Raw genomic sequence first — 12,808 nt, 5'->3', positions numbered from 1 at the left:
AGCCGCCGGCTTCCGGCCTTCAATGAGCCGCAGAGCCGACTGCTACGACAATGCCCCGATGGAAAGCTTCTTCCACACCCTCAAGACCGAACTGATCCATCACCGTCAATATGAGACCCGCAATGAAGCCGAGCGCGACATCTTCGCTTACGTCGAAGGCTTCTACAATCAGACCCGAAGACACTCGGCCATCGGCTATATCAGCCCGGTCGAGATGGAGCTAAAATCGGCTTGATCCATGTCCACTTTTTTGGGGGAAGATCAACTCTGGATTGCTTCGCTGTGCTCGCAATGACGATGTTGAAGCGCCGTGCTTCTTTCGCAAAGAGGCACACGCAGCCGCACGTCCCTTAATCGTCCAGCTTGTTCAGATCCCGCACCGACTGCATGATCGGCTCGAAGTTCGAGCGCGCATCCAGCGCTTCGAACAATTGTGCGGTGTCCTCCAGCAAGCCGTGCGACCGCGCAATGGCGATACGCACGTCTTCCTGTGGCGCGTCCGACAGCCGCCCGTGCCCGGACAGCAGGATCCTCGCGTTCAATCCCTTCAGCCGCTCCAGCGACTCGATGTAGTCGGCGATGCTGCCGGAGCCGAACACGCCGCCCATCACGCCGCCGGGCATGAGCGTATCGGCGGCGAACAATAGCCCCTTGTCCTGATCGAACAGCGTGATGCAGGCCGAGGTGTGTCCCGGCGTGTGCATCACGTTGAGACGGAAATTGCCGAGGTCGATCAGATTGCCTTCCTCGAGCCAGATGTCGATATTAACAGGCACGTTCGGCTCGTTGAACATCTTTCGCAGCATCGAGAAGTCGTCGCGCAGCATGATCTTGTTGGCGGCGAGGCGATGGGCGGCGACGAAGGTGCGGCGCTCGTTGAAGTGCCAGGCTGCGCCGATGTGGTCGAGATGCTCGTGGCTGAGCACCACCATGTCGATCTTCTCCGGCGGGCAGCCGACGAAGTTCAGGCATTCGACCATCGCCGCATAGTTCGAGGATAGCCCGGTATCGATCAGGATGGTTCGCGCCGAGCCGCGCACGAGATAGACGTTGGCGGCGCGATTGGAGAAACGGATCTGGTAGACGTCGTCCGCCGCCTGGATCAGCGAGCAGGTGTCGTTCTTCATCAGGACCGGAAAGGCCGTCGGCTTGCCGTCGCTCATGATTGGGCCGCCCGGTAGCTGACCGCGTTGGCGGCGCGCAGGCGCTTCGACAGCGCGTCCATCACCATCAGCGCAAACGCCGGCTGCTGGCTGACGAGATAGACGAAGCGGGCGTGGTTGACCCTCATCACCTTGGTGTTCGGCGCCGCCGCGATCGCGGTCGCCGAACGTGCGGAGCCGTCGATCACGGCCATCTCGCCGAAGAATTCGCCCTTGCCGAGTTTGATGATGCTGGTCTTGCTGGCGCCGCTGAATTTGGCGATCTCGACCTCCCCGTCGAGGACAACGTACAGCTCGCGGCCGGTCGAGCCCTCCTCGAAGATGATGTCATCGACGCCAAACTCGTTGATGCACTTCTCGATCGTCATGACACCCCCCAAGGGCCTACTGCAGCCGTTCTGGCTGACAGGCAGTCATGTTAGCGGGGTAACAGGGGCGGGCAACAGCCTGTTCGGCGAGAGCGTGGCCTACCGCAGGGCAGCATCGGCTGACAATTTGTTGCACAGCGCCACATCGGTTCCACTTTCCCGGCCCAATTCGGCCCCGGATGAATTCCTAAAATTTTGGTAAGCGGGTCCGCAGGTAAGGAATTCGCAAGCAATGAAAGTTACCAAAAGGTCAACCGAGACTGGAGTATTTGAGCCGTGAGCGAACCAATGCCCGAGCAGGCCGCCCAGGATACTGGCGTCGTCGAAGCCGCAGCGACCGTGCCGCAGGCCATCGAGGCTGCTGCCGGCATCGAGGCCCCCTCGATTGCCCCCGACCACGAGACGCCGCCCAAACCCGACCTGGCCAAGGTCGAGCCCCCAAAAATCGAGGCATCGAGGATCGAGACGCCGAAGTTCGAAGCCAAAGCCGAGACCAAGCCTGAAACCAAGTCCGAGCCAAAGCCCGGCAAGCTCATCGTCATGGCACCCGCGGAGCGGTCCTGGGACCGCGAGGAGTTCGCGCCGCATGTGAAAGCAGACGAGCCGCGCGAGACCGCCGGCAAGCGCCGCCTGTCGGCGATGGCCGCGGTGGTGGCGATTGCGGCCAGTGTCGGCGCCATCAGCGGCGCGCTCGCGACCGCAGGGATGATGCACTTCGCAAGCCCCGCGCCGGCACAGGTTGCCGACACCAGCGCGCTGGAATCCTCGGTCGCCCGGATCGATGCCGATGTCGTCGCGCTCAAGGCCAACGTCGAGCACACGTCCAAGACCGGCCTCGGCCAGTTCAACCGCACCAACGACCGCCTCGACAAGCTCGAGAAGGCGCAGGCCGAGCCGATGGCCAAAATCGCGAAACTGTCCGAGACCGTCGACAAGCTCCGCGCCACCCCGCCCGCGGCGCCCGCCCAGGCCGCAGCCGCCGTGCCGGCCCGTGAGACCACCGGCTCGATCGCACCGGCGCAGGTTGCGACCGCGGCAGCTGCGCCAGTTCCCGCCGCACCCAAGACCGAAATCGGCCGGCTGCCGACGGTCGAAGGCTGGGTGCTGCGCGACGTCTCCAACGGCGGCGCACTGGTCGAGGGTCGCAATGGCCTCTACGAGGTCTATGCCGGCGACCCCATCCCCGGCGTCGGCCGTGTCGATGCAATCCGCCGTCAGGACGGCCGCTGGGTGGTCGTCACCAGCAAAGGGCTGATCGTCGCGCGCTGAGCGGCTCATCATCCGACTTTCGAAGAGGCGCTTCACCACGATGTGAAGCGCCTTTTTGCTTGAATAGCCGTCCCTGCGCGGTGTTACCTGAGGCATGAGCCGCGCCTTGCGAATTCTCGTTGCCGCCGCCGTATTTTTCGGCGGCATCGTGTCGTTGTTGGCCGCGGAGAACGCGCAACTGGCGCGCGGCACGGCGATCACCGATCCCGATCTCCTGCGCGAGCTCGACCAGCACGATGCGCTCACCATCTCGCGCCTGTTGTGGCCGGAGCGGAACGCGAACTTTCCGCTGACGACCGATCTGATGTTTTCGTGGTTGTCGCAGCTCAAGGAAATTCGCCCCGCAATCGACACGGAGATCGACCGCTACATCGCGCGGCAGAAGGCGGCATATCCGACCGAGACCATCGGCGTCGGCGAGGGCTTCGACGTGCAATTGTTCGATCGCGCCAATCTGAAATCCCGCGACACCCGTTTCGTGCTGGCCGGCATCGTCAACCGCATGGACCGGGCCTATGTCTCGGAGGACTCCTGCGGCGAGATCAGGCTGATCTATCGTCTCGCGCGTTTCGAGACAAAACCGGATGGCGGCAGGACAGCCACGCGGCTGCCGATGACGCTCAATCTGGTGATGAAGGCGCGCGACGCGCGCCAGATGGACGGGAACGGCAAGCCGATCACCTGCGCCGAGGTCGCGCGACGCTGGCTCGGCAATGGCGACTGGCAGGGGCTGATCGGCAGCGACTTCTTCCCTTACGATGCGATGCTCGATCGCATCGAGACCAATGTTCAGATCTCGGTTGCGGCGAAATCGGCGCTGCACGATTTCCGCTCCGACTATCTGCTCAAGGTGTTCAAGTACGACGCCGTCTCGAAGATGTTCGAGGAATCGACGCTGGAGAACCAGATCGACCGTGACCGCATCCTCACGGACGACGCGCTCCGGCGCGACTTCAGGGATTGGCTGCTCGCGCCCGATCATCTTCGCGATTTCGATCGCGGCACGGTGCTGATCCCGGAGAAATTCCTGGCCAAGGCTGCAATCGTGCCGACGCCAGCCGGCCTCGATGCTTCTCCTTTGCAGCCGGAGTTCGGGATGATGCAGGGGGAGGGCAACGGAGAGGGGCAAGGCGAGCCGGTCTTCTCCGACAACGACGTGGTCGGTGCGTTGAAGCAAGCGGCCGCGCGCGGCGACATGCAGAACGTCCGCTCGGTCGCGGGCTTCCAGCGCCGCCTCAACGACGTCACCTGTGCCGGCTGCCACCAGACCCGCGGCATCGGCGGCTTTCATTTCCCGGGCGTCGATTGGCTTACGGACAAGCCGTCCAATGCGACCATCGTGCCGGCCTCGCCGCATTTTCTTGGCGACCAGATCCGCCGCCGCGACATCCTGACCGCGATGGCCGCGGGCAAACGTCCTGATTTCTCACGCGGATTTGCCAGCCGGCCGCAGACCCGCGGCAGCACTGAGCTGGCGGGGACCGAATATCAGGACGGCTGGGGCGCGCATTGTTCCCTGGAAAATGCAGGATCGGGATCGGCCGACAAGAGTTTTACGTCATGGAGCTGTGCTAAAGGGCTGACCTGTCAGGCTGCCGCGGCCTCGCGCCGCATCGGCATGTGCTTCATCAAGACGCGTTAGGCTGTCTCGAACCGGTTTGGATGACCCTATGACGGACTCCAGCGAAGCCAACAAAGAGCGCAATCGCGAGATTGCGCAGAATGAAGAGGCCAAGCAGGTCACCGGCAGCATCCGCGTCAGCACCTGGGCCGTCGCGGTCGTCGTCATCATCGGCGGAATCCTGTTCACGCTCGGCTGGCTCGCGCTGAAGTAGTCGGCGCACTCACTTCGCGTAGTTCGTCATGCGCTTGCCGGGCAGCAGCTCGTAGGCCGGCTTCCACCCGGGCAGTGCGGCCATGCGGCCAAGCCAGGCCTGGATGGCGGGATAGCTTTCCGCGAAATCGAAGCCGTGCTCGTCGCTCGGATAGTGCAGATAGGCCATCATCGAGATATCGGCGACGGTCGGCCTGATGCCGATCGCAAATTCATTGCGCTGGAGATGGCCGTCGAGAATGCCGAGAAAATCCTCGAGCCGCCTGCGAAAATGTTTCAGCACCTGCGGATCGTTGCTTTGCGTGAAGGCGCGCATGAAGCGATAGGTCGCCATGTAGCCGGTGAGCTTGTGGTTGTCCCAGAACAGCCAGCGCAGCAGCTCGAACTTTTCCTCCTCGGTCTCGGCACCGAAACGCCCGTACTGCTCGGCAAGCTTGAGCAGGAGGGGCGCAGTCTGCGTCATCTTCACACCGTCGACCTCGAGCACAGGAATTTCGCCCATCTCGTTCACGCTCTTGCGCCATTCCGGCGTGCGCGTGACGCCGCCGCCAAAGTCGGTCCAGACCGGCTCGAACCCCTCGCCGCAAAGCGTCAGCATCAGCGCCAGCTTGTAGCTGTTGCCGGATTCGGGGAAGTAGTGCAGGCGGTAGCTGGGCATGGGACCTCGCGATTGCTTTGCCAATTGTTATACCGCGATCTCCCGACGTCGTCATTGCGAGCGTAGCGAAGCAATCCAGCAATGCATCCGCGGCGGGATTCTGGATTGCTTTGCTGCGCTCGCAATGACGGGGTTATGGCAGCGTATCGCCTTACCCCACCGCCCCCTGCGACCGCAGCCGCTTGATCGCCGCCTCGTCGTATCCCGCGCCACGCAAAATCTCGTCACTGTGCTCGCCGACGCCGGGGGGCTTGCGCGGCTGCACTTTCTTGGCGCCGTCGATCCAGATCGGGCTGGAAATGGTGAGCATGGTGTCGTTCTCGAACGGCACCAGAACGTCGTTGTCGAGCATCTGCTTGTCGTTCGGGATGTCGTCCAAAATACCGACGATGCCGAACACGAGTCCGTTGCCGTCGAGGATCTTGCGCCATTCCGCGAGATCCCTGGTTGCAAAGGTCTCGTCGAAGATCTTGATCAGCTCGACGGAGCGGGCGTGGCGGTCGGGTTTGGTGGCGAAACGCGGATCGGTGATGAGGTCTTCGCGGCCAAGACACCTGGCCAGCGTCGGAAACTGCTTCTCCTCGCTCAGCAGCGACAGGATCAGCCAGCGGCCATCCTTGCACTGGTAGTGGTTGGCGACCGCGTTCAACGCGCGTTCGCGCGGCCGCCGCTCGGCAAACTTGGCGCCGCAGAGCTTTGCCTGCGCCAGCACGCTGGCAGCCCACACGCCGTTCGCCATCAAATTGGAGGCGACATGCGAGCCCTTGCCGGTCTTCTCGCGCTGGTACAGCGCGGTGACGATGGCGCCGTAGAACGCCATGGCGCAGGGATGGTCGCCCATGCCGGCGACCGAGCGGGCCGGTGTCGTGTCGGTGTCGGCGCGGACGAGGTCCATCAGGCCGGAGCGGGCCCAATAGGCGTTGCTGTCGAAGCCGGGCTTGTTGGCCTCTTCGCCCTTTTCGCCATAGCCGGTGAAGGAGGCGTAGATCAGCCGGTCGTTGAGATGGGCGAGGTGGTCATAGGTGATGCCGAGCTTGGCGCGCACCGGCGGCGGCATGTTGGTGATGAAGACGTCGGCCTCTTCCACCAGCTTGTAGAGCACGGCCTGCGCTTCCGGCTTGGCGAGGTCGAGCGCGATGCTCTTCTTGTTGCGGGCCTCCAGCAGCCAGGCGAAATTGTGCTCACTGGTCGGATATCCCGGAATGTTGGGCAGGTTGCGGTAGGGATCGCCTGCGCCGGGCGGTTCGATCTTGACCACATCGGCGCCGAAATCCGACAGCACGGTCGCGGCGGCTGGTGCTGCGATGAAGCTCGCGCAATCCAGCACCTTGAGCCCTGCAAAAATGCCATTTTCCATCGCCGCGTTGCTCCCTCGCTCGTGTTGTTTCCCGCGCGCTGGAATTGGCGAGGGCCACGTCAGGGGCAGCATTAGACCGATGTTTCGGCGGGATGCAACGCTCCTCGCCGCGGCTCACTCATCCCCTGCGAGCAGGGCAGCGTTGCCGCCGGCTGCTGCGGTGTTGATCGTCACGGTCTGCTCGGTCGCAAAGCGCGCGAGGTAGTGCGGGCCGCCGGCTTTCGGGCCGGTTCCGGACAGGCCGTTGCCGCCGAACGGCTGCACGCCGACGACAGCGCCGATCATGTTGCGATTGACGTAGATGTTGCCGATCTGGACGCGGTCGACGATCGCCTCGATGGTGTCGTCGATGCGGGAATGGATGCCGAGCGTCAGACCGTAGCCGGTGCGCTCGATGGCTTGCAGGACGCGTTCGAGATGTTCCGCACGATAGCGCGCAACGTGGAGGATCGGGCCGAACACCTCCGAGGTCAGCTGGCCGGCATCGCCAAGCTCGAAAATATGCGGCGCCACGAAGCAGCCCTCCGGCGCGGTGCCGGCAAAGTGCAGCCGTGCCTCTCTCTTCATCCGTGCGATATGTGCATCGAGGCGCTGCTTGGCCTCGCTATCGATCACCGGACCGATATGGGTCGCGACGTCGCTCGCGTCACCGATCTTCAACTCGCGCGCCGCGCCCGCGATCATCTCGATCATGCGGTCGGCGACGTCCTCCTGCACGAACAGCAGCCGCAGCGCCGAGCAGCGCTGGCCGGCGGAACGAAACGCCGAGGTGACGACATCGTCTGCGACCTGCTCGGGCAACGCAGTCGCATCCGCGATCATGGTGTTGATGCCGCCGGTCTCCGCGATCAGCGGCACGATCGGCCCGTCCTTGGCCGCCAGCGCCCGATTGATGCTGCGCGCGACCTCGGTCGAGCCGGTGAAGACGATTCCGGCGATACCGGGGTGCGCCGTCAGCGCGGCGCCGACGCGGCCGTCGCCGGCGACGAGATGCAGCGCGCTTGCGGGGATGCCGGCCTCGTGCAGCAGCCGCACCGCCTCGACCGCAATGCGCGGGGTCTGCTCTGCGGGCTTGGCCACCACGCTGTTGCCGGCCATCAGCGCCGCCGTGACCTGGCCGAGGAAGATCGCCAACGGAAAATTCCATGGCGAGATCGCCACGAAGACGCCACGGCCGCGCATGGCCAGCGCGTTGCTCTCGCCGGTCGGCCCCGGCATCGCCACATCGTTGCCGAACAGCTTGCGGCCCTGCGCGGCGTAATAGCGGCAGAAATCGGCGGCCTCGCGCAGCTCCGACAGCGCATCGTCGAGCGTCTTGCCGCCCTCGCGTTGCAGCAGCGCGATGAAATGGGGCGCGCGGTTCTCCAGAAGATGCGCGGCCTGCTCCAGCGCCGCCGCGCGCGTGGCTGCGGGTGTCCGGCTCCAGGCGGCAAAGCCGGCGCGCGCTGCAGCCACTGCCGCATTGGCCTGATCCGGCGTTGCGTTCGCGATCGGCTTGAGGTCGATCGTCTCGGCTTTGACATCCGTCAGCAACCGGTCGAGCGCGGCGCGCGCGCCGAATTCGACGCCGCGCGAATTCCGCCGCTCCGGCGCGAACAGATCGCGTGGCAGCGGAATTTTCGGATGGGCCGCCTGCTGCGGCCGGACGATGGCATCCGCCGGACGTTGCAACAGCGCCGTAACAGGCACGCGGTAGTCAGCCGCCTGCGCCACGAAGGAGGAGTTGGCACCGTTCTCCAACAGTCGCCGCACCAGATAAGCGAGCAGGTCGCGATGGCTGCCGACCGGGGCGTAGGTGCGGTAGGCGATCTCGGGGCGGTCCTTGGCGAGCTGCTCGTAGAGTGCCTCGCCCATGCCATGCAGGCGTTGGAATTCGAAGCCGCCGTTGGCGCCGGCAAGCTCCAGCACCGTCGCGACGCTCAGCGCGTTGTGGGTGGCGAATTGCGGGAAGATGCGTGGCCGCAGACTCAAGAGCTTTTGAGCGCAGGCAACGTAGTTCAGATCCGTCATCGCCTTGCGCGTGAACACGGGATAGCCGTCGAGCCCGCGCTCCTGCGCGCGCTTGATCTCGGTGTCCCAATAGGCGCCCTTGACCAGCCGCACCATCAGCTTGCGGTCATGCGCGCGGGCGAGCGCGTCGACATAGTCGATCACGTCGCCGGCGCGCTTCTGATAGGCCTGGATCGCAAGGCCAAATCCGTCCCAACCCGCAAGCGAGGGATCGGCGAGCGTTGCCGCGATCACGTCGAGCGACAATTCCAGCCGGTCGGCTTCCTCGGCATCGACGGTGAAATTGAGGTCATGGGCCTTGGCGCGCTGCGCCAGGTCCAGCAGTTGCGGCACCAGCTCAGCCATCACGCGGTCGCGGCTGATCGCTTCGAAGCGCGGATGCAGCGCCGAGAGCTTGACGGAGATACCGGGCCGGTCGGGCAGGGGATGGTTGCCGGCCGCCTTGCCGATGGTCAGAATCGCGCTGGCATAGGCGTCGAAATAGCGCCTGGCATCAGTGGCCGTGCGAGCGCCTTCGCCGAGCATGTCGAAGGAATAGCGCGCCCTCTCGCCGGAGCGCGGCCGGGCCCGCTCCAGGGCCTGCGCGATGGTCTCCCCCAGCACGAAATGATTGCCCATCAGCCGCATCGCCTGACGCGTGGCGGTGCGCACGGCGGGTGCGCCCAGCCGCTTCACGAGACGGCCGATGGTGCCGTCGGGGGTCTCGCCGGGCTGGATCACCCGGGCCGACAGGCCGAGTGCCCAGGCCGAGGCGTTGACCAGGAAGGCGGTGGACTTGGTCTCGTGGTGGATGAAGTCGCCCTCGCCGAGCTTGTCCTCGATGAACTGGTCGGCAGTGCGCGCGTCCGGCACGCGCAGCAGCGCCTCGGCCAGCACCATCAAAGCAAGCCCCTCCTTGGTCGAGAGCGCGAACTCCCGCAGCATGTCCTCGACTCCACCGAGCCGGTCGTCGCGCTTGCGGATGGCTTCGATCAGCCGTGTCGCGGTGCGATCGATCCTCGCCTCCTGCGGCGGGCCGAGATGCGCGGACGGCAAAAGGCGCGCGGCGATATCGGCATCATCGGGCGCGTAGGCGGCGGAGAAGAGAGGCGGAATGTTCGGCATGGCGTGTCCTGTGGCTTCAATCCAGGATAATGCCCGCGATACCTTAGCTCGATAGACAATTTAGCTGATTTGGCTTAGGAAATGAATCCTCATAGCCATTTGGCCTCATAAAGTATGGAATTAGATCGAACCGACCGGAAAATCCTCTCGATTTTGCAGCAGGACGGGCGAATCGCCAATGTCGAGCTCGCGGAACGCATCGGGCTATCGCCCACCTCGATCGGCGAACGGCTGAAGCGTTTGCAGCGAGAGGGCTTTATCGAGGGCTATGGCGCGCGGCTCAACCCGCACCGGCTCGGCCTCGGGCTCCTGGTGTTCGTCGAAGTGCTGCTCGACAAGACCACGCCCGACAATTTCGAGCGTTTTGCCCGCGCGGTGAAGCTCGCGCCCGAAGTGCTGGAGTGTCACATGGTTGCCGGCGGCTTCGACTATCTTGTGAAGGCGCGGCTGGCAGACATGACCGCGTATCGGCGCTTCCTCGGCGAGACCTTGCTGTCGATGCCCGGCGTGCGCGAAACGCGAACCTATGCGGTGATGGAAGAGATCAAGCGCGACGCACCGTTGCCGGTGGACTAACGAAGTGCCGTCGCGATTGTCATTGCTGTGGCGTCGAACGGGCGGTCTTCGCGGGACAAATAGTTCTCCGTGTGCAATCGCAACGCCTGTCGTCGAATGCACTGACCGTCTTCTGAAATTTCTTGGCCCCGCTCCCGGATCGATCCGGGAGTTAGCAACAGCCGGCGGGCTTATACTTTGAGGTTCTCTGCGGAGCTTTTGCCTCGGTTTGCGATCTCTTCATATTCCACCGTCTGTCCTTCGTTCAGGGACGACAGACCGGCTTTCTGCACTGCCGAGATATGCACGAACACATCCTTGCCGCCCGACGCAGGCTGGATAAATCCATAACCCTTCGTCGGGTTGAACCACTTGACCGTACCTTTAGCCATCACGACTTCTCCGCGGGTCTTCCTCCGAGATCTCGAACCGCCAGTCCCCGCCAACCGGCCGGTTCGGTCCTAATACGATACGCGGAATGTGGCTGGCTTGGTAGCTCAAACCACATCGGCATTTCGCCGAATTCCGCTCAACTTCGCAGCGTTTTTGCCGGATTTGCCCGTTTCGCGGTCACTTGGTCCGCGCGCCGCGCGCCATCCGTCAATAAGTCGCGGCCAGATAATCGACGATCTTGCCGACATCGGCATCGTCGATCGGGGCGCCATAGACCTTGATCATCTTGGTCACCTCGGCCTGCCAGAAAGCTTTCTTGTCCTTCATCGGCGGCTGCGTGTTGATGTAGTCGGCGGAGTGGCAGGCGCTGCAATTGCCCTGCACGACTTCGAGATTGGGGCCGGGCTTGAACGCCGCGACCTCATCGGGGGTCTTGTAATTGACCGGTGCCGCAAGTGCCGAACCCACCACGGCGGCGAGGGCGAGCGTGATGGCGAGGAAAACGGTGCGCTGCATGATCATTCCCCTCAAGCCACGGTGACGCGGACGGTTTCGACGACGTTGCGCAAGTAACCCGCCGGATTCCAGCGCGGCGTATCCGGCTGGGTTTCGCCGCCATTGCCGGTGGCGCGCACCTTGAGCTCGTGAGAGCCCGCCGCGAGCTTCACCGGCAGCGTCCATTCACGGAACGAGTATTTGCCAAGGTCCTTGCCGAGCTTGGCGTTGGTCCAGGTCTTGCCACCGTCGGTGGAGACCGCGACCTCCTTGATACCCTTGCCGCCGTCGAAGGCGATGCCGCGCAGCGTCGTGCCGCCTGCTTTCAGCTTGGCGCCGTCGGGGACGCTGGTGATGAAGGAACGGATCGTGAAGCGGTTGATCGGGATCGTCGCCTTCGGCGCGGTGCCCGGCTCGACCGCATTGTTCGGGGTGTCCGGAATGCGATAGGCCGACTTCATCCAGAAGCCGTCATAGACATTGTCGACGACGGTGATCTCGTTGAGGTGCTTGACCCAGTAGGTGCCGAAATAGCCGGGCACGATCAGGCGCAGCGGAAAGCCGTTGAGGAACGGCAGGTCTTCGCCGTTCATGCCATAGGCCAGCATCACCTCGCCGTCGCTGGCGTGATCGATATCGAGCGCCTTGACGAAATCGGGCGTCTTGTCGCTGACCGGACCGTCCATGCCGTTGAAGGTGACCTGCTTGGCGCCGCTCTGCACGCCCGCCATCGCCAGCACCGCCTTCAGCGGCACGCCGCGCCAGCGCGCATTGCCCATCGCGCCGTTGGCAAGCTGGCCGCCGGCCACGCGCGGATCCAGGAAGCCGCGGCTGTTGCCGGAGCACTGGTTGACGGCGACGATCTCGGTCGCCTTCATCTTCCGGATGTCCTTCAGCGACAGCTTGAGCGCCTTGTCGACCTTGCCCTTGACCTCGAGCGTGAACTTGTCGGGGTCGAGACTGTAGGGCAGGTCGGAAAGGTGATAGCGCACGAAGAACGCGTTATTCGGGGTGATCGGGCCGTCGTTGAAGACCGCGAACGGCGTCTCGAGCTGCGGCGGGCGGCTGGTCAGGCCGATCATCGGCCGCTTCTGCGGATATTTTACCAAGGGACGTTCGCCATTGGCGAAGGGCAGGGTGACGGTGTCGAGTGCCAGCGCCTTGGTCGGGTTCAGTGCAGTCACAGCAGCGGCAAGGCCCGCTCCTTTGAGCAGGTCGCGTCGATCGAACATGTGGTCTCCTCCCGGAGCTTTTCGTTGATCGCGGTCATCACCGCAATCTCGCGCTCATGTGTCGCAACGACTCAGTTGAAGTCAATTCGTGCTTTCGCAGCAGGCCCATGCCGTTGCGTTGCAGCAAGCCGGTGTTACGCCGCGATGTTTTTCGTTGGATAACTCGATCTCGACGCAGGCTCGGTGCACCTCGCCCGCTTGCGAGGGCTTTGCGTAAATCGCGAATCTGCGATTCTCTAAGAGACATCTGAAGAGGATCTGGGGATGGCATATCGGCAGGTGGGGCAACCGAGCTTCGCAGATGCGTTGGCGTCGCGGCGGGGCAAAGGGGGTGCGGTCCTGAGGCGGATTGGCGAACTGGTGGATTGGG

Annotated in this window: 13 protein-coding genes; 5 read left to right on the top strand and 8 right to left on the bottom strand. The window is 63.9% G+C overall.

The annotated features are described in order from the left end of the window. Positions 1 to 235 (top strand): IS3 family transposase (locus BRA1253DRAFT_RS17770; protein ID WP_007596532.1); only part of this gene is annotated, 235 nt, incomplete at its 5' end. A gap of 115 nt (positions 236 to 350) precedes the next feature. On the opposite strand, the gene BRA1253DRAFT_RS17765 is transcribed toward BRA1253DRAFT_RS17770, so the two are convergent. Both BRA1253DRAFT_RS17765 and BRA1253DRAFT_RS17760 read right to left on the bottom strand, forming a co-directional pair. After that, the gene (locus BRA1253DRAFT_RS17765) at positions 351 to 1,163 is read right to left on the bottom strand and encodes an MBL fold metallo-hydrolase (protein WP_007596531.1); all 813 of its coding nucleotides are present in this window, start codon (positions 1,161 to 1,163) and stop codon (positions 351 to 353) included. Then, a complete protein-coding gene (locus BRA1253DRAFT_RS17760; protein ID WP_027520234.1) occupies positions 1,160 to 1,531 on the bottom strand; it encodes a Crp/Fnr family transcriptional regulator in 372 nt (123 codons plus the stop codon). The genes BRA1253DRAFT_RS17765 and BRA1253DRAFT_RS17760 overlap by 4 nt, the downstream gene beginning before the upstream one ends. Before the next feature lie 288 nt (positions 1,532 to 1,819). On the opposite strand from BRA1253DRAFT_RS17760, the gene BRA1253DRAFT_RS17755 reads away from it, so the two are divergent. From BRA1253DRAFT_RS17755 to BRA1253DRAFT_RS44490, 3 genes are all read left to right on the top strand, one after another. Beyond that, positions 1,820 to 2,800, top strand: a complete 981-nt coding sequence (locus BRA1253DRAFT_RS17755) for a hypothetical protein (protein ID WP_007596530.1) — start codon at positions 1,820 to 1,822, stop codon at positions 2,798 to 2,800. A 94-nt stretch (positions 2,801 to 2,894) separates the two neighbouring features. After that, entirely contained in the window at positions 2,895 to 4,442 is a 1,548-nt protein-coding gene (locus BRA1253DRAFT_RS17750; protein WP_007596529.1) for a hypothetical protein, read from the top strand. A 28-nt stretch (positions 4,443 to 4,470) separates the two neighbouring features. Next, positions 4,471 to 4,635: a hypothetical protein gene (locus tag BRA1253DRAFT_RS44490; RefSeq protein WP_007596528.1), complete on the top strand. Its 165-nt coding sequence runs from the start codon at positions 4,471 to 4,473 to the stop codon at positions 4,633 to 4,635. A 9-nt stretch (positions 4,636 to 4,644) separates the two neighbouring features. Here the strand turns inward: BRA1253DRAFT_RS44490 and BRA1253DRAFT_RS17745 are convergent, their stop codons facing one another. From BRA1253DRAFT_RS17745 to putA, 3 genes are all read right to left on the bottom strand, one after another. Next, on the bottom strand, positions 4,645 to 5,292 hold the full coding sequence (locus BRA1253DRAFT_RS17745) for a glutathione S-transferase family protein (protein ID WP_007596526.1): 648 nt from the start codon (positions 5,290 to 5,292) through the stop codon (positions 4,645 to 4,647). 151 nt (positions 5,293 to 5,443) lie between these two features. Beyond that, the gene (locus BRA1253DRAFT_RS17740) at positions 5,444 to 6,649 is read right to left on the bottom strand and encodes a CaiB/BaiF CoA-transferase family protein (RefSeq protein ID WP_007596524.1); all 1,206 of its coding nucleotides are present in this window, start codon (positions 6,647 to 6,649) and stop codon (positions 5,444 to 5,446) included. Between the two features lie 114 nt (positions 6,650 to 6,763). Continuing rightward, entirely contained in the window at positions 6,764 to 9,763 is a 3,000-nt protein-coding gene (putA, locus tag BRA1253DRAFT_RS17735; RefSeq protein WP_007596522.1) for a bifunctional proline dehydrogenase/L-glutamate gamma-semialdehyde dehydrogenase PutA, read from the bottom strand. A 114-nt stretch (positions 9,764 to 9,877) separates the two neighbouring features. Here putA and BRA1253DRAFT_RS17730 point away from each other — a divergent pair, with 114 nt between their 5' ends. Then, positions 9,878 to 10,339, top strand: a complete 462-nt coding sequence (locus BRA1253DRAFT_RS17730; RefSeq protein ID WP_007596520.1) for an Lrp/AsnC ligand binding domain-containing protein — start codon at positions 9,878 to 9,880, stop codon at positions 10,337 to 10,339. A 170-nt stretch (positions 10,340 to 10,509) separates the two neighbouring features. On the opposite strand, the gene BRA1253DRAFT_RS17725 is transcribed toward BRA1253DRAFT_RS17730, so the two are convergent. The 3 genes from BRA1253DRAFT_RS17725 to BRA1253DRAFT_RS17715 form a co-directional block, all read right to left on the bottom strand. Further along, a complete protein-coding gene (locus BRA1253DRAFT_RS17725) occupies positions 10,510 to 10,710 on the bottom strand; it encodes a cold-shock protein (protein ID WP_007596519.1) in 201 nt (66 codons plus the stop codon). A gap of 208 nt (positions 10,711 to 10,918) precedes the next feature. Then, positions 10,919 to 11,227 carry a hypothetical protein gene (locus BRA1253DRAFT_RS17720; RefSeq protein ID WP_007596518.1) on the bottom strand — a complete coding sequence of 103 codons (309 nt, stop codon included), beginning with the start codon at positions 11,225 to 11,227 and terminating at the stop codon, positions 10,919 to 10,921. A gap of 11 nt (positions 11,228 to 11,238) precedes the next feature. Next, a complete protein-coding gene (locus BRA1253DRAFT_RS17715) occupies positions 11,239 to 12,438 on the bottom strand; it encodes a molybdopterin-dependent oxidoreductase (protein WP_007596517.1) in 1,200 nt (399 codons plus the stop codon). Positions 12,439 to 12,808 lie beyond the last annotated feature (370 nt).

The organism is Bradyrhizobium sp. WSM1253, assembly GCF_000244935.1.
Lineage (GTDB): Bacteria > Pseudomonadota > Alphaproteobacteria > Rhizobiales > Xanthobacteraceae > Bradyrhizobium > Bradyrhizobium canariense.
This window is presented reverse-complemented; position numbering and strand designations above follow the sequence as displayed.